Below are 21,527 nucleotides of genomic sequence, written 5' to 3'. Positions count from 1 at the left end.
ATATACTTTTTATTCTATTTCTAATAACTTAAACTGGCGGGTAAATTTTCCAACCACAAAAATAAAAAAATTTATTAGTATGCCCACTTAATGTAAGCAGAACCCCACGTAAAACCGCCTCCAAAGGCCGCTAACACAAGATTATCTCCTTTTTTTAACTTATTTTCATAATCCATAAGACATAAAGGAATCGTTGCAGCGGTAGTATTTCCATATTTATGGATATTCATCATCACTTTATCTTCCCCTACATTCATACGCTGTGCAGTGGCATCGATAATTCTTTTATTGGCTTGGTGAGGTACTAAATAAGCGACATCATCACCACTTAATTTATTTCTCTCCATGATTTCAGCCGCCGCGTCCGCCATAGAAACTACAGCGTACTTGAACACGTGCATACCTGCTTGATAAATGTAATGCAAACCTTGGTCAATGGTCTCATGAGAAGACGGCATTCTAGAACCACCTGCTTTCATATTCAAGTATTCTTCGCCAACACCATCACTTTTTAAAACAAAGTCCATTACACCTACTTCCTCCTCAGTTGGCTCAAGCAACACTGCACCTGCACCATCACCGAAAAGAACACAAGTTGTACGATCTGTGTAGTCTACAATACTTGACATTTTATCAGCACCAACTACGACTACTTTTTTATACTTACCAGTCTCGATAAATTGAGATCCTGTGCTAAGAGCATATAAAAAACCAGAACAAGCCGCACCGATATCGAAACTAAAAGAGTTAGAAGCTCCCACTCCTTTAGCAATAATGTTAGCAGTTGCCGGAAAGAACATATCAGGAGTAACAGTAGCACAGATAATCAAATCAACATCCTCTGGATTTGTATTTGTTTTCTCTAATAGCTGTTTCACTGCCTGAATCCCTAAATAGGAAGTACCCATATTCTCGCCCTTAAGTATACGCCTCTCTGATATGCCCGTCCTCTCTAGAATCCACTGATCATTTGTATCAACCATTGTTTCTAGTTCTTGATTGGTAAGAACATAGTCAGGAACGTATCCTCCAACTCCTTTAATTGCTGCTTTTAATGCCATAGTAATATTGGTATTTCTTTTCTTTTTTTGGCTTTAACTTTTCGTTAAAATCAAATTTCAAAAGGCAAAGATAATCAACTCTTTTAAAATCCATATAAAGTATAAAAAAAAGCCAATCCTTTTTTAAGGATTGGCTTGATTCTGTGCAGTTTAAAACTACTCAGCAGTTTCGTCTACATCTACAGAGTTATCGATAACCACTTGGCCACGATAATACATTTTACCATCTGACCAGAAAGCACGGTGTCTTACGTGTGCTTCGCCAGTAGATTGGCAAAAAGAGATTGTAGGTTTATCCATCTTAAGGTGCGTTCTACGCTTACCTCTCGAAGCTTTCGAAATTCTCGACTTAGGATGTGCCATTTTTAATTCTTAAATATATATCATTTGAGTTTTTTCAAAATATCCCAACGAGGGTCAGTTGGTTTCCCTTCTTCTTCCTCATTGACTTCCTCCTCACTTTCTTCGTCATACTCCTCTTCTCCATATGATGAATAAAATAATTCATCATCTTCATCCTCCTCTGGATGTAAACGCTTCGAAGGTAAGGACACTGCTATTAAATCATAGATTATCTGAGCAAAATCTAAATCTGACTCATTGAAAGGGATTTTAAATAAATCATCTTCCAGCATTTCAAACTTATCTGAGAATTTAAAATATATCTTTTGAGTTTCCTCAAGCTGATAATCATACTCTCTTAAGCTCCTATCACTTAATAACACCACTTTTGCATTAAGAGTCAGATCTACGTCGATCTGTGTTTCACTCTTAACAAGTTGCAATATCACTCTTCCAGTTATATTTTCCATCAATTCAGATTCAAATATTTCTAAAAGTTGTGATGTTAACTCGATCTCGAATTGGTGTTTACCATTTTTTAAACCTCCAATTCCTATTGTATATGCATTTTTCTTCTTCACCTTCACTGTGATTTGGCTTGCAAAATTACAAAATCAAATTATACTAAGAAAGTATTTTAGAGAAATAATCAATAAAAATAAAAAATAAAGGTAAATCTCCTGTATTTTTGTAGCGAAATAATGAAAAAACAACCTATCCATAACGATTTATGAGACTTTTTTATCATAAGGACATCAATCCTGATCAAAATGAAGTTACGCTGACTTCAGAAGACAGCAAACACATTGTAAGGGTTTTACGCATGCAAAACTCAGAACAGTTACATCTGATGGATGGAAGAGGTAACAGATATACGTGTACAATTATTGATGCACATCAGAAAAAATGCAAAGTTAAGGTCGATGGAGTTGAAACTTTACCTCCTACGGCTTCTCATATACATATAGGTATAGCTCCGACCAAAAATATGGACAGAATTGAATTCTTTTTGGAAAAAGCAATTGAAATTGGTGTAGGAAAGATTACATTTTTCTATTCCAAGCATTCTGAAAGAAAACAATTAAAATTAGACCGGTTAGAAAGAATTGCTGTTTCGGCTATGAAACAATCACGCAAGTTTTGGACACCCGAGTTAACAATAGCTTCTAGTTTTAAGGAAACATTAGCAATAGAAGCTGATCAGAAGTTTATCGCCTACGTCCCTACTGACGCTACTGAGAACCTTTTCCAGAAAATTGAAAAAGATCAAAATATTCTAGTGTTAGTCGGACCTGAAGGTGGATTTAGTGAAGAAGAAGCTGAATTGGCCAAAGAGAACAGTTTTGAATGGGTTAGTTTAGGAAAAGAAAGATTAAGAACGGAAACAGCTGGAATTGTTACCGCTCAAATTTTAAATATGGTCGATTTGAAATAAGTACTAAGACAAAATTATATAACACTAATTCATATTATTTTTTCCGATTACTGCCTTTCAAAAACTTTAAATAGAACCACTATTTATACGTTTTTGAGCGTTGTACTCACAAAAAATAACTAATAATTAATTATCATTTATTTTTGGCTTAGTACTTAAAAGATTTATTATATTTATATATAATGAACTATAATCAGCATATCTCTATAGATTCATAAAACAAAAGATCATAACTTTTTACGTTAACGGACCAATACAGATGAAAAAAACTGTCACATTTTTACTTCTCCTGATTTTACCTTTTATAGCTTTTACGCAAAGTCACAAAAAGTTTTCATTGAAAATTGCAAAAGTGAAATACACTGGCGGTGGCGATTGGTATGCTAATAAAACAGCATTACCCAACCTTGCTGAGTTTTGTAATGACAATCTAGGCACAAGCATTGATGTAGACGATGAGATAGTAGAGATTGGCAGTCCTGAGCTTTTTGACTACAGCTATATTTATCTTACAGGTCATGGGAATGTTGTTTTCTCTGATTCTGATGTCGAAAATTTAAGAAGCTACCTTACCAGCGGTGGTTTTTTACATATAGATGACAATTATGGTCTGGATAAATTTATTCGTTTAGAGATGAAGAAGGTTTTTCCAGAATTGGATTTCATAGAGATTCCATTTGACCACCCTATCTACCATCAAACATTTAGTTTCCCTGATGGCCTCCCAAAAATTCATGAACATGACGGTAAGCCTGCTCAAGGTTTTGGTATTTTATATGAAGGACGATTGGTTTGCTTTTACAGTTATGAATCTGATTTAGGAAATGGATGGGAAGATGAGTCAATCCATAATGATCCGGAGGAAGTAAGATTGAAGGCTCTTCAAATGGGTGCCAATATTATTTCATTTGCTTTGACAGACTTTTAATATATCACTAAAATTAAGTGAAGTGAATAAGTTTTTTTAAAGATTTAAATCCTGAGTTGAACAAAATATTTTCATCAAACTCAGGATTTAAATCTTTTTTCTTGTTTACTCACATTATTCCTATTTGATTTGCACTGTTTTTAGAAAATAAGTGGAATTATGACGTTGCAAGAAAGAATTAATGCCTTTGTAGCATTAGGAGATAAACTAAGAACTTTAGACACAGACACTAAAGCCGCACTGACTCAACGTGCGAATGATGACAATGGATGGTTTGATGAATTATCCGTTACAAATGCATTGACAGGTGTTGAAAAAATGCTAACAAAAGAGGTATTGGAGAACTGGGTGAGCGAATACTCAACTTCTGATACTGAAAAACCTAATAAAGTATTGGTAGTAATGGCAGGCAACATCCCTGCAGTAGGTTTCCATGATGCTTTAAGTATTCTTATCTCTGGTCATATCTTGATGGCAAAATTAAGCTCTCAGGATACTTTTCTAATGACAACGCTTTTCAATTGGTTAAAGGAAATTGAGCCTAAGTTCAGTGACTTTATTCAAATTTTAGAAGCTCCAATCAAAGAAATCGACAAGGTAATTGCTACTGGATCAGACAATAGCACAAGATACTTTGTGAAATATTTCGATAAATATCCAAATATTATCCGTCACAACCGCTCTTCAGTAGCTGTAATCAGAGGTGATGAGGACGATGAGACTTTAGAAAAACTCGCTGATGATATTTTCTTGTACTATGGTTTAGGCTGTAGAAACATCAGCAAGGTATACGCTCCTAAAGATTATGATCTAACGAAATTATTAAAAGCGTTAGAGCCAAGAGCAAAAGAAACGATCATCAACCACAAGTACGCTAACAATTACGATTACAATAAGTCAATCTACTTGGTCAATAAAGTAGAACACTTAGACAATGGCGGACTGATTGTAGTGGAATCTGAAGAGATGGTCTCTCCTATTTCTGTTCTTTACTATGAGACCTATGAAAACGGTTTAGAATTGAAAGGAAAACTGAGTGCTGCTGAAGATAAAATCCAATGTATTGTTACAGATGGAAAGTGGTTAGCCGATTCTGAAGATTTCGGTCAAGCACAATTCCCTGGCGTTGCTACTTATGCAGATAATGTAGACACAATGAAATTTCTTTCACCTATCGTAAAGTAATTGATGCGCAAGATTGTCTTAGCTTCCGTTTTAAAGCCAGTGGATGACACTAGAGTTTATGAGAAGTTTGGAAAATCTTTAGCTAAATTAGAGGACACAGAAGTCATCATTTTTGGTACTCAAAGCAATGATGCTTCCCTTTATAAATTAGAAAAAAACGTTCGTTTTGAACCTTATGATATCAATGAAAAGTCTACCCGCAGCAATGTGGGTAGACTTTTTCATGCTCTATTAAAGAAAGAACAACCTGAAAGTGTTATAATTCATACTATTGAGCTTCTTCCTTTTTTAGTTTGGTATAAAATCACCAACAAAAACGCGGGTATTTATTACGATATTTTAGAAAATTATCCCCTCAACTTCACTGCTCAATCTTATTATTCCAATACTTTTAAATATCTACTAGCATTTGGGGCCAATGCCATCGAAAAACTCTCATTCCCATTTATCGACTATATTTTTTCTGCTGAAAAGACTTATTTAGAGGAAAAATCACTTCCAAAGGATAAAACCATAGTTCTTGAAAATAAATATGTTCCTATTTTACCGAAAATTGAAAAGGTTAAAAGTGAAACAGTACATATTATTTTTTGCGGAACACTGTCAAAGGCTTTTGGAGTAATGGAATTTTTAAATTTTGTTGCCAATATAGGCAGTTGCAAGTCCCAACTAAACATTAAATTCAAAATAATTGGAAAAGCATATGAAGAAGATGTCATAAAACGAATTGAAAAATATGCTGAAAAGTATTCCATTGAAACAGTAGGCATAACAGCATTCGTTCCGCACCTTACTATCATCAAAGCAATGCAAGAAGCTGACTTTGTGGCATTGCCTTATCCTTCAAATCCTTCTACACAGCATTGCATTCCCACAAAAATGTATGAATGCATGGCAATGGGAATTCCAATGCTTATTCAAAATAATCCGTTTTGGGAAAGAATAACTACCCCCTATCAAGCTGGGGTTTTTATGGATTTCAATTCCTGTAACATTCAAGAATTAATAGACAGAATAAAGGTTTTTGAAGCTTACAAAAATGGGATCAATAAAAATGCTCTTTGGAAAACCGAAGAGCAAAAACTGTTGAACATTTACAGCAGAAAGAATAACCAATAAGATAAGGCTAATACAGCACTTATGCCTATCACCCAAAATCCTATACCTAAAGCTTTCTCTTGAAATTTGTAAAACCACAATTTCCTTTTGAATTTCTTTTTCTCTTCTGCAGATGCTTCTTTAAACTGAAGTGGCTTCTTTTGTAGAGTCATTCCCATGTCTTTTGATAGAAATCGTCCTGTAGTCACTTGTCTGATTTCTCTTCTGTTGTTTTCTAAGCTTTTAATTGCACTCGTTTCAAATCCCATTTTTCTGTTGTTTTAATTATCAATAGTCTACAAAAATCTAGTATACAATAGTTTTCTTTTTTAACTAGACGATACATAATATTATTAAACGAGATAGCTTTATCTTAAGTTTAGATAATGCTATTTTTTCTTTGATAAAAACAATAAATAGTGGTTTCAAAATTATGAATTTAGTGGTCTAACTATTTATTTGCAATTCACAATTATAGTAGCATATATAACACCTATACATGTTTAGTCATTCAGAAGAGAACTATTTAAAAACCATCTATCATTTATCCGAGAAAGATACCCCTGTCAGTACCAATGCCATTGCTGATAAACTTCATACAAAAGCAGCATCGGTGACTGATATGATCAAAAAGCTTAATAGCAAGGGCGTTATCCATTATCAGAAATACAAAGGTACTACCCTTACTGAAGAAGGAAACAAAGCGGCGTTGCTTGTGATACGAAAGCACCGATTGTGGGAAGTCTTTTTATTGGAAAAATTAAATTTCAATTGGGATGAAGTGCATGAAGTTGCTGAACAATTAGAGCATATACAATCCCTAAGAATGATTGAACGTTTAGATCAATTTTTGGGCTACCCTAAGCACGACCCTCATGGCGACCCGATTCCAGATAAAAATGGTGAGTTCAGCAATCTGAAAGCCACTAAACTATCCAAAATTCCTATCAAAAATAAAGTTACTGTAGTGTCCGTTAAAGATGGAAACAGCAGTTTATTGCAGTACCTTGATAAGGTAGGTATTGGTATTGGAACTGAACTTGAGGTGATTGAAAAAATTGAGTTTGACAAATCTATAGAAATCATAATCAATGGCAGAGAACAGAAAATCATTTCTGCCTTGGTCTCTGAAAATATATTAGTACAATTATGAGTTTAGAAAGAATTGACCTTCCCTTATTAAAAAAAATAAGCGAAACTGCCGGTGCTCCAGGTTTTGAAAAACAAGTGAGACACCTTCTTATTGATACATTAAAAGATATTGTTGATGAGTTTTACGTTGACAATATGGGTAACCTTATCACAATCAAGAAATCGAAAGCCGAGAATGCTAAGAAATTTATGTTGGCAGCTCATATGGATGAAATCGGTTTTATGGTAAAACACATTGATGATAATGGCTATATCCGTTTTCAAACTTTAGGTGGTTTTGACCCGAAAACACTGACTTCTTTAAGAGTTAAAGTACACGGCAAAAAGGATCTTTTGGGTGTTATGGGCTGTAAGCCAATTCACTCTATGAGTGCTGCCGAAAGAGCGAAAGTAGTTACAAACGAAGAATACTTTATTGATTGCGGTCTTTCGAAAGAAGAAGTAGAAAAACATGTGAAAGTAGGTGATTCTATCACAAGATGGCAGGAATTGGATATGGTGGGCGACCTCATCAACGGCAAGTCATTAGATGACAGAGTATGTGTTTATGCACTTGTTGAAATCATGAAAGCGTTAAAAGACCAGGATACTCCAGTTGATGTTTATGGTGTATTTACTGTTCAAGAGGAAGTTGGTCTAAGAGGTGCTCAAGTAGCAGGTCATGGCGTTTCTCCTGACTTTGGTATTGCATTAGACGTAACGGTTGCTAACGATATTCCTGGCCTTGCTCCTCAAGACTATGTTACTTCTATGGGCAAAGGTGCTGGCATTAAACATTTTGACGGCGGAACTATTTGCGATAGAAGAATGGTAGAACACCTTGAAAATGTAGCAAAAGAGAAAGAAATTCCAGCTCAACCAGAAGTACTTCCTTTTGGAGGAACGGATACGGCAAATATCCAAAGAATGCCGAAGAACGGTTCTATTGCAGGTGCTTTAAGTATTCCAATGCGCTATTTGCACCAAACTACTGAAATGGCTCACCCTACGGACGTAGTTGCAATGATCGACTTAGTAGTTCAAGCAATTTTGGAAGTTGAAAATGGTGATTGGAGTTATTAATCTCTGATCTCAGCAATCAAAAAAGCCTCTCGATAGTAATTTAATTCGAGAGGCTTTTTTGATTCCCTGTTTCAATATCAATTATATGACATTTCATCTTGTCATTATCTAAAACAACCCAATAGATTATCTAAACCGGTTGTTGTTAAATGCATTTCACCCTTTCATCCTTGCATTTCACCAAATAAAATTCTCAATCAGTTCAAATAGGTAGACCTTTGGTATATCATTAATCAAAACCTCAACTATTATGAACTTAAGTGTCAAATTAATTTTAGTATCTCTTTTCTTATCTTCATTATTTTCATGCAGCACAACAAATGATGAATTATTCCCTGAAACATTTGAAGTAAATCAATTGCCTCAAATAGACCCTATAGTTTCTCAACATTTTATCAATGTTTCTCTTGTTCCCAATGGTCCTATTTGTGACAAGGAAATCATGGCAAATGTGGAGATAATAGACTCCCAAGGGAATGCTCACAATCAAGTTGTTGTTGCTAAAAATGGCATTATTGATTTTACCTATGATAAAAAGGCAAGTGGAAATTATTCAGTTGTATTCAAAGATTTCGAGACTAATCAACTGATGGGATCCGTTTCTTTTTACTTGTCGGATATTGACATGAATAAAGATTATTACTTGAAAACTATTGAATATAGTAATTGTAATTTCTAAATTGAAAATAAGATTTTTTCTTGATCAAAAGAGTGTTCTAAAATCTTAATCGGTTTTAGAACACTCTTTCTTAATTATATACAAATGCCTTTAAGAAGTTCCTATTTTTTTACTATAGCTTTTTATTATTTAGTTTTTTTCATCATTGAGTTCTTTTCTGACTACAATACAGAATCAGATCATCAGTGGTTAGGATTAAACTATTTAATCATACTGGGTTTGGGTACTACCTCACTCAAATGTTTTGGTGCTCTATTTTTTGCAAAAGCTTCAAAGTATGTATTGATAAAAAAAAGTAGCATTCTTGCTTTCATCCCCTTTTTAGGTTTCATATTAATGATGTACGCGTATAGCAAAATCTCTTGGGTCTATAGATGGAGCTATTTTATTGAGGAATATAGAGGACCTTTTTTAAATATATACAACTTGCAAGCTGTATTGATCCCCTACTTTGTAGGTATTTGTATTGAAATTGTATTTGAATATTTAAAACAATATAATGAACAGCAAAATCTTAAACTTGAAAAAACGAAGGCTGAATTAAGTTTTCTAAAAGCTCAAATTAGTCCTCATTTCCTTTTCAATACTATTAATACAATTTTCTGGCTGATTCTAAAAGACCCGAAAGGTGCTCAGGATTTATTACTTAAACTGAGTGAGATGCTACGGTATCAGTTGTATGAATGTGATCATGATTTTGTACCCATTCAAAAGGAAATAGATTATCTAACGCATCTTTGTAAAGTACAAGGATACAGAAAGGGAAAGAAAGTGAAAATCTCTACAGAATTCGATTGTGAAGACACTGTTTACCCAATTCCTCCTCTTTTATTTTTACCGTTGGTGGAGAATGCAATGAAATATGTTTCTCAAAAAGACGATCAAGAGAACTATATTTCCATTTTTTTGAAACAGAGAAGCAACCTTGTTAGTTTTGAAATTGTCAATTCTACAGACAATAGTCATATTGAATTAGAAGAAGACAAAAAATATAGTGGTATTGGTCTTTCAAATATCAAAAAACGACTTACTCTTATTTACGGGGAAAAATACAAGTTCTCTACCTCTTTAATTAACAGTGTATATTATGCAAAAATCGAATTCTAAAATCCGTTGCCTTATTGTAGATGATGAGGAGTTGGCTCGTGACGGAATGGCCCATTATGTTTCTCAAGTGCCCTTTTTAGAAACAATAGCAGTCTGTGAAAGTGCGATGGAAGCACAACAAATATTAGATGAACAACCTATTGATCTATGTTTTTGTGATATCAACATGCCTTATCTCTCTGGTATTGATTGGGTGAGGTCAATGAAAAATCCGCCTATGGTGATTTTCACAACGGCCTATTCTGAATTCGCTATTCAAAGTTATGAAGTTAATACGCTGGATTATCTTTTGAAACCCATCTCATTTGATCGTTTTTATAAAAGTTGTTTAAAAGCGAAAGAGGCTTTCAATACTACTCAGAAGGAAAAGTTGGATGATGTTATTTTCGTGAAAGTCGATCTTCAAATAAAGAAAATATGGTGCAAAGACATCAAATACATAGAATCGCAAAATAACTATATCAACATTGTTACTACAAAAGGGAATTTCTTGACGCTACTTACTTTAAAAGAAGTACAAGAAAACCTTCCATCCTATTTCCTAAAGGTTCAAAAGTCATTTATTATCAATATTCATTTTGTAGAGGCCATTGAAGGAAATAGTGTAGTGATTGCGGATACATTGATTAGTATCAGTAGAACGAATAAAAACGATATTTTCGAGACCTTGACTCAGGGTAAATTCATCCTCAAAAATTCTAAATGAAAAACATCCTCATCCATATAACACTGATCATAACACTTTTAAGTTGTACGCATACGCCTATTAGTTTTTTAATCGATAGAACTGAAAAAGAACTAATAGGTTATTATGAAGTGAACGACAGTATTGTTTTTAATATTAAGTCTTCGGATATCATTAATTTTTTAGACATTTCTGATACTGATTTTTTCACTTCTCCTTATACTCCAGCATTCAACAATTGGGAAAATTACCTTGTCAAAAAATCCAATGTGACCATTGAAGACCTTCATTTAATTGGTACTTTCAATGACTATAAAATTGGACAAGAATACAGAATGGAATATCAACCTCAATCCGATTCATGGCAACTCAAACTCCCCAAAAAGAAAATTCTACCCACCAGTGGTGACTTTAGTTTTATAGCAAATAAAAAATATCTTGCTACACCTAACTTCTATAATTCTCTCAACGCCCATGTCCCTGTTTTTGTAGATAAGGATTTAAGGCGAATGTATATCTCATGGCTAGTATATATAATAGAAACCAAAGAACAAATGGGGTATACCATCACTGATGATAGCATCACCTTTATTTTTTCTCCTGAGGAATATTCTTTAAGTAATAATAATTATGGTGTACAAGAATCTTATGATCCTGATTTAATTGGGAAGGTGCAAGTTGCTGGGAGTTTTAATGCTTGGACAGAATATTTCCAAATGGAAAAAAAGGGAGAACATTATTATTATTCGATGCCAATTGACGAAAACATCAATAATTGGGGGGAGTTTAAATTTATCATTAATGATTATAACTGGGTGAACCCTCCTTTTGAAGCAAGAAATAAATTGGGGCATTTTAAGGGAATGCGCCACTATAATTTTACATACAAGACCAACTTCAAAAATAATATCATGGGCTATTCTGTTCAGAATGATAAGGTTATTTTTGAATGGAAATTAGATGATCACGATTTACTCACTTATTATCAAAGATCTGAATCCATGCAGTATAAAACTAGAAATATGTATTTGTATGCTTCTTTCCTTAAAAAGGAAAATGGTCATAGAATTTTGATGGAAGAAGTCGAAGACAAACATTATAGAGTTGCATTTAAAAAATCTGATTTCGAAAAAGGCAAACACTATTCCTTCAACTTTTTAGTGAATGGCGTATTAGAACTCACTCCTAATTATGGTGCATCAAACTTAACACAAACTGAGTTGTGGGATGAAACCCAAACTATAAGATTTGACTTTGTTCTGAACGAATAAAAAAGGTTTTAATCATTAGGAGTAAACGTTGGCAACAATAATTTCGATTCTTTGTTTTTCGCTTTCAAGGTTTTTGCTCTAAACTTTGATACCGTATTTCTTGACATACCTATTTCATCTGACAATTGTTGAATACTAAATTCATTATCAAAATTGGAAATGATATACGAAAGGTAAAATGCTTTTGTCAATTCAAATTTCAAGCTGTGGAAGATCGTATTACTGGTTACCGATTCATTATAACCACACTTAGTACAACGTTTTGCAAACTGCTTTGTACCTTCAGAATAGGTATGATTACCACATTGCTTACAAGTAAAACCACTCTCCCATTTTTGCTTTTCAAGATACCTCAAACAAGACAATTGGTCAGGAAATAATTCTTCAAATTCCTTATGACTCAACCTTTTATTGGTAAACCTTCTTTCCCTTTCCTGCTTAATTTCACCTTTCAAATTATAATTATTGACGTCAAGGATACGATTTAATTTATCAAGTTTTTCAGATTTATCTTGTAACTCCTTGTTTAGCGAACGCAGTTCTGATTCTCTTTTTTGAAGGGAAGCTGTTCTTTCCTGTACTTTTTCTTCTAATTCATTATTGACTTTTTCACTTAAAATCATTGTTTTCTTCTGCTCTTCAATGACCTTATTTTGCATTTCCTCCTTCTCTTCCTGATGCTGTATTACTTCTTTCTGTGCAATTCTCTCCCTCTCTTTCAACAACCTCAAACTATCATAAAGTCCATATGAAAACAGTAGCATTTCAAGTAAAATAGATATTCTAAGGCTATACATAGTGTATGTATTAAAAGGAACAATAGCATACCATTTTAATAACCAAATAAAGAACCCTGAGAAAAATACAAATAAGCCCAAGATAAAATAAGGCGATATTTTCTTGTATTCTCTATAGGCTTTTATTACGAAGTACAGCAAGGTAAGGATAGTAGTAAGTAGTAGCAAACCACCTTCCTGAGTACTGAAAAATAATAGAATTATAAAGAAAATCCCTGTCAATGAAAACATCAGAATATTCATTGGTTTTGAATACAATGAGTTCTCTTTTTCATCCGAAAGAATCTCTTTGATAAAAAACACTAATGACATCGTCATCCCAAAGATGAAAAGAAGGGTTGAAAATGAATTCACCCAAGGTGCATCAGGCCAAATAAACTGAAAGCCCATTCCATCTCTTGATGAGGAATAAAGCATGATAAAGAGTAAGTGAATCACATAAAAAATGTATTTCTTCTCCTTTATGTTGGCGAAAAGCATTAGACTATAGACTGCCATCAAGGCGAAGGCGCCATAGTACAAACCAAAAAATAAATATTTGAGGGTAGATTCTTTTATAAACTCATCTCCGTTGGTGAAGTTTAATAAGAGATCTACTTTATGAGCAGATTGAACTCTGATATAAAGTGGCTTATTATAATCTATGTTATCTGCTAAAGGAATGACATAGTTTGTATGTTTGATATCTCTTTTATCAAAATCATAACTATCACCCATAAATATTTTTTCCACATCACCTTCTACCGTAGGAAGGTACACAATCATGTCGTCGATCGTCTGATCATAAAACTCGATCAGCCATTCGTAAGAACTAAAAGAATCGATCGTCACATTTAGTTGCAACCAGTAATTACCCTCTACATTAAATTTGTCTTTACTGTGTGTAGGAGAAGTGGCGAATTCAGGATTCAGATCCAATAGTTCTTCATAGGATATTTCTTGAGTAAGATCAACCCAATAAGGGATTTGCCTTAAATCCAAAACCTTACTATACGCAGAATCATAAAGATGTATTTCACCTTTATGATTCTGACTATAGCCTTTTGTTTCAGGCAGGATAAAAAATGTAATGAATAAAGTAAATGGAACTAATAACTTATTTATCATACGGAGAAAAACGACCATGAGAATCCTAACTTAACGGTTGCAGGTAAATCTACAACACTTGTGGATTCAAATGTACGTGAAATATTGGTTCTATGTATTTTTCTTGTGGAGAAAAGATCAACTGCGGTCACCCAAATCCGTCCTTTTCCTTCTGAAACAGTCTTAGATATGGATGCATCGACACCAGAAGCGGGTGTCATTGTACCATTATAGCGGATAGTTTGTGATAAATAATAACCTGTCAATCTTAATCTAAAACCATTCAAGATATTAGCTTTATAAGTCATTTTACCATTAAACATAGTTTGAGCCAATGGATAATCACCTGTTCTAACATTATACATATCACGGTAAAGGTCTCCTGAAACAATGATACGATGCTTTTTCGATAACTGATATTGAAGATATACATTTGTTCCAACTGTATACTTATCCATAATGTTATCAAAAGTTGAATAAATCGTATCACCTTTATTTTCAAAAATTCTTTCTACACCGTCTGTAGTACTTCTGAAAAATATACCCCCACGTGTAGAGAAGTTATCCTGATGATTAGTAACATCCAATACTAACTTTTGTTTTTTCTGAAGTGTCAAGTTCGGGTTACCTGAACTAATAAATAGAGGATTACTATCATTGATGGTTGGGTTGAGCATCCATTCTGGAGGTGTGTTCATCCTGAAAGAATAAGCAATTCTACCCATCCAATTTTCATTGAATTTCTTATTCAAACTCGCATTCGGGTTAAATACCCAGAAGTTATTTTGAGTGGTAAAGCTATCTTCTAAATTTACGATATCGGAGGTAATGATTGAATTTTCAGCAATACCTCCAACGTTCAATGTCAAATCATTGATAAACTTATATTTATATTGGAAATAGGCTGTAAACTTTTGGTTTAAATAATCCGTGGTTTGATAACCTAAACCTCTATTTGTTTCTTCTCCATCCTCATCTCTATTATAAAAACGCTCCGTGTTCGTCTGTACTTTTGTTGTATTTCTAAATCCAGTTGTTAGTACACTACTTGGATTAAATGGATGAACGTATTTTAAGTTGGCAAATAAATTCTTACTTGGTCGATCTCTTTCAGTCAATCTTTCATCATTATAACTCGTTTGATCCGAATCGATATAATAAGTATTCGTTTGATTGGCATTCAATTGATCATAATCATCCATAGAAAAACGAATTGTAGTCAATAACTTACGCCCTTCCGTCATAAAGTGTTTATCATAATTCAATTGAGCTTGAATCTTATTAGTGATCCTTGAGTTGGAAGCAGTACGATAGTTAATTCTAGGATTAATATTATCCGTATCGACATTTTCTACCAACTCTTGCTCTTCACTATCAGTTGTATTCTCTCTTTTAGAGTAACTTAAATTAAATCTTAACTTATCATTAGGAGAAAATGCGTAAGATGAAGACCAATTGGCAGTAAATAATTTCAATCCTTGAGTATACTCACTTTCATTCTCACGTTTATTTGATCCATAATTCAAACGTGTAGAAGAGGCTTCATAAGGAAGTTCATTTTGAATATAACGCATATTGAGGGTTGAAGACCACTTATCTCCTGATCTAGAAATATTGAAACCTCCTTTCATTTGAGTTGGCATTCCTCCTTCCAAATAAAGTCTTGCATTATTACCCAACTTCACATTTTCCTTTAAAACAATATTGATGGCTGTTGTCGCAGAAGTGTACTCTGCAGGTGGGTTGTTCAATAGTTCTACTCTTTCAATTAGTTGCATAGGAATATCCTCTAAAGGATTATCCAAACTTGACTCTTCTCCATTGACAAGAATCACAACTTGTTCACCATTTGAGGTGACTTCACCATTTTCGTCCATTGAAATGGAAGGCATTCCGGAAACAATATCTTCCATATTAGCACCACTCCCTTCTTCGACGTTAAAACTCATTCCATCGGCTGTCATGTTTACCGATTCTTTTTCGGCTGTAACAGTCACACCTTCCAATTCTGTAACAGTTGACTTCAATAATATTTGACCTAATGATATATCCAAATCATCATTAACAGTAATCACCCTACTGTTTACTTTATAACCTGTGTAATGAAACTGTAGCTCATAGTCTCCCTTTTCTTTTACTTCAAGTATAAATTTCCCATCAAAATCGGTGCTTACTATTGCAATAGTCGCATCAGCCTGTTTACAGGACACGTTCACAAATGGTAATGACTCTTTTGATTCTTCATCTATAACTTCTCCTGATATTTGCTGGGAAAAAGCTGTCAATATTGATAAATGAAAGAATGTAATTGTTATAAGTAGTAATCTAAACATCGTGTAGTATTTATTAATATTTATTAGTCTTCGCGGTAGTAATTATGATAAATGTAAGATATAATTGAAAGATCTGTAAAACAATCACTTATTATTTAATAAATTCTAACAAATATAAAATACCCTAGAAGATGACTCTTCTAGGGTATTTAGGCTAATGATTAAGTTTAATCAGGAAAGTAGCATGTATCTAATCAAAGTATCACACTCTGATCAGATACATGAGAAAATATATAGGTGTTAGTACAGTTTTAGTGATCAGCTTATCATTGGTTTTGTTTCTTGCCAAGTTGTTAAAGGTTCCTTGCTCTATACCGTGTTGAAAAGGAGATTTTACTCTCCCTTTCTATAAGTATTCGTGTTTCAGTGCAGTGCAAAAATATAATGTTTATAGTCTATCTTTCTCTCAATCATTAATACTTCTACATCACTGTTTCTAATTCTCGAAGAATAGTTACCTACCCTTCGAGATCTTAGAAATAGATAAAATGATAGTTTCTATGTTAGTAGTAGATAAATTAAAATGATAATGGATTAAGTTTTAGTTTTAGCTAAGCTTGATAACTCTATCTGGTTTTGTTTTTAGTATATAATCTTTCTCTCATTAATACATCAACAGAAATCAGAATTGATTCAACCTTTCATTCTGTTGTCACATTTCAAGTATACTAGCTTCGTTTAAAATTAGATTCATTTTCTTCCATTTTTCATCAAAAAAAGTGATTTTTCACCCACAATAAAAACAAAACAACAACAACAATAAAAACAATAAAAAATACTTAAAAATACACTTATACATATTGTTATAGCTATTTATACATATAAAAAAAACATCAATAAAAAAATAAAGAAAAAATACCAATCAAACTGTACACCTTGTTATATAACAAAAAGGACAAGATTAGAGCAATAAAACAACACGGTAAACAACTTTAAATATTACTATTTCACTTTATGTTTATTGAGTTTTATTTACTTTGGGATAAGACATAAAAAAACGCCTATCCTCCCAATTGAAGAATAGGCGTCACAAAAGGGTTTAAAATCTTTACAGTTTTAGCCTTTTTAATCTCAGTGCATTTGTGATCACCGAGACTGAACTAAAGCTCATTGCTAATGTTGCCAACATTGGACTCAATAATATACCAAAGAAAGGGAATAATACCCCTGCCGCTACTGGTACTCCTAAGACATTATAGAAGAAAGCGAATATTAGATTCTGTTTTATATTAACCATTACCTTTTCACTCAACTTTCTAGCCTTTACCAAATTGTTGAGATTTCCTTTCAATAGAGTAATTTCAGCACTTTGGATAGCAATATCTGTTCCGTCACCCATGGCAATTCCAATATTTGCTTGGGTTAAAGCTGGAGCATCATTAATTCCATCCCCTGCCATTGCTACATGAAATCCTCTTTCTTGGTACTCTTTGACATACTTCAACTTATCCTCTGGGAGACAATCCGCTTTAAAAGAGTCAACGCCAACTTTTTCAGCCACATAATTAGCAGTAGCTTCATTATCACCCGTCAACATCATCACTTTGATTCCCTCTTCCTGCAAAGCTTTTACTTGTTGAACAGCCTCTGTTTTAATTGGATCTGTAATAACAATTCCGCCAATTAGCTTTTCATTTTTGCTAACATATACTATAGTTGCCCCATCTTTTTGAAAAGAGTTGATTTTTTCTTGATGAGAAGGTTCCAAAGCAACTAGTTTATGATTTCCAACAGCAATTTTGTTTTCATTAATAACCGCTGTACCACCTTTACCAATCAGATATTGATAATCGTTGATAGCATGTATTGCAAGCTTTTCCTCTTTTACTTTTTTAACAATTGCTTTTGCTAGAGGATGGTCACTATTTTGATCTAGACTTGCTGCATAAGAGATAATTTCTGAGGTCGAAGAATCATCAAAACTGATCACCTCTTTCACGGTTGGCTTACCTTCTGTAAGTGTACCGGTTTTGTCAATCATCAGGATATCTACCTTGCTAAAACCTTGCAACGCTTCTGCATCTTTAATAAGAATTCCGTATTGTGCTCCTTTTCCGGTTCCAACCATAATCGACATTGGCGTGGCAAGACCAAGAGCACATGGGCAGGCAATTAAAAGTACTGCAACGGCATTCACTAAAGCATAGGTAGAAGCGTTTTCTCCATTGTAAAAGAACATCCAAACGATGAATGTAAGAATAGCTACACTTACCACTATCGGCACAAAATAAGTAGAAATTTGGTCTGCAATTTTTTGAATAGGAGCTCTTGAACGGCTTGCATCATTCACCATACCAATCACCTTAGACAATAACGTCTCCCCTCCGACTTTTTCAGCTTTTAGTAGAAAAGAACCGTTGGTATTAATAGATCCACTTGTCACTTTATCGTTTATTGCCACATCAACAGGTATAGGTTCTCCTGTAATCATGGATTGATCTACTGTTCCGCTTCCTTCTGTAATCACGCCGTCTACAGGTATTTTCTCTCCAGGTTTGATTCTTATTATATCTCCCTTGACAATATGTTCAATGGCCACTTTCAGATCTTTACCATTTCTAATGACTGTGGCGGTTGAAGGTGCCCATTTCAAAAGTGCTTTTAGTGCTGAATTAGTTTGTGCATGCGCTCGCAGTTCCATCAGCTGACCAATCATTACGAGAAGTAGAATACTGCTTGTTGCTTCAAAGTAAACATGAACCGCTCCATTTTCTTTAAATTGATCTGGGAAAATATCAGGAAAGAGTAAGGCGAAAACACTAAATGAAAAAGCAACGACCGTTCCTATACCTATAAGCGTCCACATGTTTAGGTTCCGTGTTACCAATGACGACCAAGCACGTTTCAAAATAATCGACCCTGTGTAAAAGACCATTGGAATGGTGAGTAGAAATTGCACCCAGTTCCATGCTGTTTGAGACATCAGGTTTAACATTGCATGATGAATAGGTGGGAAAATATGCCCCAGCATAGCAATACAAACTACAGGAATTGTAAATAAAAGGCTGAGTTGAAATCTTTTTTTCATATCCTCATAAGCCTCATTTTTTTCTTCTTCCTCTTCAGGAATCACAGGTTCGAGAGCTGTGCCACAAATTGGACAATCTCCAGGTTCATCGTATAGCTCATCAGGGTGATTTGGGCAAGCATACTGAACTGCAGGTTTTGGTTCTGGAATTTTCTCCAATGGCATACCACAAACAGGACAATCGCCTGCACTTTCGTAAAGTTTATCCTCTCCCTCACACATCATGGGGCAATAATATTTACCAGCATCCTCTGATGAAAACTCTGGCACGTCATATTCTATTACAGGAATTTCATGTGTAATTTTATGGGCGAAATCCTTAGGGTCTACCTCCTTGGCATTGATTTGTTCTTTCACCTCATACCCTGCCTCACCAATTATTTTATTCACGCATTTCTGACAGGCTCCTTCGGTGACTACTCTCAAAATATTACCATCTATTACTTCCCAGTCAATAACTCTGGGGTCTTTATCTAAAAGAGGTTGGACTTTGGCTTCACAAGCTTTACAACCTAAAGTAGTATCTAATGTTAGCTCTTTCATCTTTTTGTTGATTAGTATACTACAAATATAGGGGTCCTTATGGTTTAAGTTTGTATAGAATTTTGGGAAGAGTGTATAAGATTTTTCTTAAAAAAGTCAGTACCTCTTTAGAGCTACTGACTTTAAATAATTTATTAGTATTGAATCGATCGAGCCATTTCCTTGAGAGGAATAAAGATTGGTATATTCTTTTGTTTCAATCGCTCTTCCACCTCTTCTAATTCCCTTAAGAAAATTGCATTGAGGTCTTTCAAATATTTCTTTGTGCCATCAGAATAATTGACGAGATCAAAATTATATTCTGTATTGAATAAATTAGAGACATTCGTAGGTTTAAAGAACATCTCTCGCTCCATTCTATACCTGAACATATCTTTAATGTTCATGCCATTCTCCCAATCAATATTACCTTTCTCGGCATCTTCAGGGTTAACCCTTACTCTTAGCGGCACCAAATAACTTGGAACTTGGGCAAAACTATAATGATCCGCTGAATGTGCCACAGACACATCCCAAATGATCATTGTCAGTTCCTCAATTAAATTATCTTTCAATAAAATTTCATCCGAAGGTGTAAAAGTTGGAAGCCACTGATTGATATGTTTGGCCCAATCCTTAATTAAATTAAGTTCTTCCTCACTAATCACATTGACTACTTCGGTTACAAATTTCTTGATGACATTATAGTATTCCAGCAGGAAAGAATAATAGGGAGAATCAAACTTCTCGATCTCCTTTGAATAATGATAGCCATTGTAACTGTCATTTCCTTCAATACCACTATAAGCACAAGCCACCAATGACCTTTGTCCGTCACCATCTCCTAAAAAGCCAGAATAAGGAAATTTCTGATCGTTTTCAACTGGTGAAGCAGTAGAATTCAACACTACTTTATTGAGCACCAATGTGTGTTCAAAATGGGGCAAAAGTAGTTGCAATACTATAGTATTAATGGGTAGAGTGGACTTACTAATAGCATTTATACAATCGAAAGGAAAATGTAATAGCGCATGTTCTGAAAGAATCAATTTATACGCTGCACCTTGCATTGCATAAACTTTGGCAAGCTCCCATAATTCTCCATCAATAGGCCGCACTATTTTCTTATCCTTATACTGATCAACATAAATAAGTTTAGCTATTAATTCACCGTTGACTTTTTCGAATACCACAATAGTACCCGTTGCATAAATTCCTTCAAAAGGTTTGGTATATGACATCAAAGAAAAATCGATGACATAGTATTCTTTACTATCAAAATCATCAGGAAGAAATTCTTTGAAGATCTCTTTCTTTTGATCACTTAACCCTTTTATCAAAAACTTACTGAACACCCCCGAACCAAGGTAATGATTAAATTCTTCATCTTTAATTTTGTGGAGACCTCTGTGTTTATAAGCATAGGACAACGCTTTTGGCCAATAAGTCCACATGTTTTTGAAATACCTACGACCAATTTTCTTTTTCCAAGCCTCTTTTTCTTTCCTAGGCAACCTTAAAACGGCAGGTGCCTCACCTTTAGGATTTCTTGGAGAGGGTTGTGGCCATGGACCTTGTCTCTGATACAGAAATGCTTCTTTCGGTAGATTGTCAGATTCATAGTAAGCAGTCTGTTGAGTAGTAGAAGTCGGTTGTTGATTTAAAGTCTGCATGAATATAGTTTAAATAATGTTGTAATACACATTACTTACAAAACTAAATAGAATAATCATGCGAAAAAAACAGCAAATAATTA

18 protein-coding genes are annotated in these 21,527 nt (G+C 34.1%); 10 read left to right on the top strand and 8 right to left on the bottom strand.

The annotated features are described in order from the left end of the window. Positions 1–74: 74 nt before the first annotated feature. The 3 genes from HHU12_RS17835 to HHU12_RS17825 all read right to left on the bottom strand — a co-directional run bounded on the left by HHU12_RS17835 (position 75) and on the right by HHU12_RS17825 (position 1,984). Entirely contained in the window at positions 75–1,061 is a 987-nt protein-coding gene (locus HHU12_RS17835; RefSeq protein ID WP_169658098.1) for a beta-ketoacyl-ACP synthase III, read from the bottom strand. A 156-nt stretch (positions 1,062–1,217) separates the two neighbouring features. Then, positions 1,218–1,424, bottom strand: a complete 207-nt coding sequence (gene rpmF, locus HHU12_RS17830) for a 50S ribosomal protein L32 (RefSeq protein ID WP_044203678.1) — start codon at positions 1,422–1,424, stop codon at positions 1,218–1,220. A 20-nt stretch (positions 1,425–1,444) separates the two neighbouring features. Further along, the gene (locus HHU12_RS17825) at positions 1,445–1,984 is read right to left on the bottom strand and encodes a YceD family protein (protein ID WP_169658097.1); all 540 of its coding nucleotides are present in this window, start codon (positions 1,982–1,984) and stop codon (positions 1,445–1,447) included. Between the two features lie 149 nt (positions 1,985–2,133). Here HHU12_RS17825 and HHU12_RS17820 point away from each other — a divergent pair, with 149 nt between their 5' ends. The 4 genes from HHU12_RS17820 (at position 2,134) to HHU12_RS17805 (ending at position 6,070) form a co-directional block, all read left to right on the top strand. After that, complete coding sequence (locus HHU12_RS17820; RefSeq protein WP_169658096.1) at positions 2,134–2,838, top strand: 16S rRNA (uracil(1498)-N(3))-methyltransferase; 705 nt, start codon at positions 2,134–2,136, stop codon at positions 2,836–2,838. A 259-nt stretch (positions 2,839–3,097) separates the two neighbouring features. Next, complete coding sequence (locus HHU12_RS17815) at positions 3,098–3,766, top strand: DUF4159 domain-containing protein (RefSeq protein ID WP_169658095.1); 669 nt, start codon at positions 3,098–3,100, stop codon at positions 3,764–3,766. Positions 3,767–3,925: 159 nt separating this feature from the next. After that, a complete protein-coding gene (locus HHU12_RS17810; protein ID WP_169658094.1) occupies positions 3,926–4,951 on the top strand; it encodes an acyl-CoA reductase in 1,026 nt (341 codons plus the stop codon). Between the two features lie 3 nt (positions 4,952–4,954). Beyond that, entirely contained in the window at positions 4,955–6,070 is a 1,116-nt protein-coding gene (locus tag HHU12_RS17805; protein ID WP_169658093.1) for a glycosyltransferase, read from the top strand. Here HHU12_RS17805 and HHU12_RS17800 read toward each other — a convergent pair. Further along, positions 6,046–6,318, bottom strand: a complete 273-nt coding sequence (locus tag HHU12_RS17800; protein ID WP_169658092.1) for a hypothetical protein — start codon at positions 6,316–6,318, stop codon at positions 6,046–6,048. The genes HHU12_RS17805 and HHU12_RS17800 overlap by 25 nt on opposite strands. Before the next feature lie 230 nt (positions 6,319–6,548). Here HHU12_RS17800 and HHU12_RS17795 point away from each other — a divergent pair, with 230 nt between their 5' ends. The 6 genes from HHU12_RS17795 (at position 6,549) to HHU12_RS17770 (ending at position 12,005) form a co-directional block, all read left to right on the top strand. Continuing rightward, positions 6,549–7,202 (top strand): metal-dependent transcriptional regulator, encoded by a 654-nt coding sequence (locus tag HHU12_RS17795; protein WP_169658091.1) that lies wholly within the window; start codon positions 6,549–6,551, stop codon positions 7,200–7,202. Continuing rightward, the gene (locus HHU12_RS17790; protein ID WP_169658090.1) at positions 7,199–8,263 is read left to right on the top strand and encodes a M42 family metallopeptidase; all 1,065 of its coding nucleotides are present in this window, start codon (positions 7,199–7,201) and stop codon (positions 8,261–8,263) included. The genes HHU12_RS17795 and HHU12_RS17790 overlap by 4 nt, the downstream gene beginning before the upstream one ends. A 250-nt stretch (positions 8,264–8,513) precedes the next feature. Continuing rightward, positions 8,514–8,942, top strand: coding sequence for a hypothetical protein (locus tag HHU12_RS17785; protein WP_169658089.1), 429 nt, complete (start codon positions 8,514–8,516; stop codon positions 8,940–8,942). A 336-nt stretch (positions 8,943–9,278) separates the two neighbouring features. Then, complete coding sequence (locus HHU12_RS17780; RefSeq protein ID WP_169658088.1) at positions 9,279–10,049, top strand: sensor histidine kinase; 771 nt, start codon at positions 9,279–9,281, stop codon at positions 10,047–10,049. Further along, complete coding sequence (locus HHU12_RS17775) at positions 10,030–10,755, top strand: LytR/AlgR family response regulator transcription factor (protein ID WP_169658087.1); 726 nt, start codon at positions 10,030–10,032, stop codon at positions 10,753–10,755. The genes HHU12_RS17780 and HHU12_RS17775 overlap by 20 nt, the downstream gene beginning before the upstream one ends. Then, positions 10,752–12,005 (top strand): hypothetical protein, encoded by a 1,254-nt coding sequence (locus HHU12_RS17770; protein WP_169658086.1) that lies wholly within the window; start codon positions 10,752–10,754, stop codon positions 12,003–12,005. The genes HHU12_RS17775 and HHU12_RS17770 overlap by 4 nt, the downstream gene beginning before the upstream one ends. 8 nt (positions 12,006–12,013) lie before the next feature. Here the strand turns inward: HHU12_RS17770 and HHU12_RS17765 are convergent, their stop codons facing one another. The 4 genes from HHU12_RS17765 to HHU12_RS17750 all read right to left on the bottom strand — a co-directional run bounded on the left by HHU12_RS17765 (position 12,014) and on the right by HHU12_RS17750 (position 21,444). Continuing rightward, on the bottom strand, positions 12,014–13,909 hold the full coding sequence (locus tag HHU12_RS17765; protein WP_169658085.1) for a 7TM diverse intracellular signaling domain-containing protein: 1,896 nt from the start codon (positions 13,907–13,909) through the stop codon (positions 12,014–12,016). Further along, positions 13,906–16,221 (bottom strand): outer membrane beta-barrel protein, encoded by a 2,316-nt coding sequence (locus HHU12_RS17760; RefSeq protein WP_169658084.1) that lies wholly within the window; start codon positions 16,219–16,221, stop codon positions 13,906–13,908. Before HHU12_RS17760 ends, HHU12_RS17765 begins: the two co-directional genes overlap by 4 nt. Before the next feature lie 1,048 nt (positions 16,222–17,269). Next, positions 17,270–19,792: a copper-transporting P-type ATPase gene (locus tag HHU12_RS17755; protein WP_169658083.1), complete on the bottom strand. Its 2,523-nt coding sequence runs from the start codon at positions 19,790–19,792 to the stop codon at positions 17,270–17,272. A gap of 134 nt (positions 19,793–19,926) precedes the next feature. Further along, positions 19,927–21,444 (bottom strand): hypothetical protein, encoded by a 1,518-nt coding sequence (locus tag HHU12_RS17750; RefSeq protein WP_169658082.1) that lies wholly within the window; start codon positions 21,442–21,444, stop codon positions 19,927–19,929. Positions 21,445–21,527: the final 83 nt, after the last annotated feature.

The organism is Flammeovirga aprica JL-4 (assembly GCF_012844305.1).
GTDB lineage: Bacteria > Bacteroidota > Bacteroidia > Cytophagales > Flammeovirgaceae > Flammeovirga > Flammeovirga aprica.
The sequence above is the reverse complement of the archived record's forward strand: the minus strand, read 5'-3'. Positions and strand labels throughout refer to the sequence as shown.

Excerpts from the sequence above, each read along its gene's own strand:
- HHU12_RS17805 (WP_169658093.1), top strand. The coding sequence starts at position 4,955 with ATGCGCAAGATTGTCTTAGCTTCCGTTTTAAAGCCAGTGGATGACACT.
- HHU12_RS17750 (WP_169658082.1), bottom strand. The coding sequence starts at position 21,444 with ATGCAGACTTTAAATCAACAACCGACTTCTACTACTCAACAGACTGCT.
- HHU12_RS17815 (WP_169658095.1), top strand. The coding sequence starts at position 3,098 with ATGAAAAAAACTGTCACATTTTTACTTCTCCTGATTTTACCTTTTATA.
- HHU12_RS17765 (WP_169658085.1), bottom strand. The coding sequence starts at position 13,909 with ATGATAAATAAGTTATTAGTTCCATTTACTTTATTCATTACATTTTTT.
- HHU12_RS17800 (WP_169658092.1), bottom strand. The coding sequence starts at position 6,318 with ATGGGATTTGAAACGAGTGCAATTAAAAGCTTAGAAAACAACAGAAGA.
- HHU12_RS17835 (WP_169658098.1), bottom strand. The coding sequence starts at position 1,061 with ATGGCATTAAAAGCAGCAATTAAAGGAGTTGGAGGATACGTTCCTGAC.
- HHU12_RS17780 (WP_169658088.1), top strand. The coding sequence starts at position 9,279 with ATGATGTACGCGTATAGCAAAATCTCTTGGGTCTATAGATGGAGCTAT.
- HHU12_RS17770 (WP_169658086.1), top strand. The coding sequence starts at position 10,752 with ATGAAAAACATCCTCATCCATATAACACTGATCATAACACTTTTAAGT.
- rpmF (WP_044203678.1), bottom strand. The coding sequence starts at position 1,424 with ATGGCACATCCTAAGTCGAGAATTTCGAAAGCTTCGAGAGGTAAGCGT.
- HHU12_RS17790 (WP_169658090.1), top strand. The coding sequence starts at position 7,199 with ATGAGTTTAGAAAGAATTGACCTTCCCTTATTAAAAAAAATAAGCGAA.
- HHU12_RS17820 (WP_169658096.1), top strand. The coding sequence starts at position 2,134 with ATGAGACTTTTTTATCATAAGGACATCAATCCTGATCAAAATGAAGTT.
- HHU12_RS17760 (WP_169658084.1), bottom strand. The coding sequence starts at position 16,221 with ATGTTTAGATTACTACTTATAACAATTACATTCTTTCATTTATCAATA.
- HHU12_RS17775 (WP_169658087.1), top strand. The coding sequence starts at position 10,030 with ATGCAAAAATCGAATTCTAAAATCCGTTGCCTTATTGTAGATGATGAG.
- HHU12_RS17755 (WP_169658083.1), bottom strand. The coding sequence starts at position 19,792 with ATGAAAGAGCTAACATTAGATACTACTTTAGGTTGTAAAGCTTGTGAA.
- HHU12_RS17785 (WP_169658089.1), top strand. The coding sequence starts at position 8,514 with ATGAACTTAAGTGTCAAATTAATTTTAGTATCTCTTTTCTTATCTTCA.
- HHU12_RS17795 (WP_169658091.1), top strand. The coding sequence starts at position 6,549 with ATGTTTAGTCATTCAGAAGAGAACTATTTAAAAACCATCTATCATTTA.
- HHU12_RS17810 (WP_169658094.1), top strand. The coding sequence starts at position 3,926 with ATGACGTTGCAAGAAAGAATTAATGCCTTTGTAGCATTAGGAGATAAA.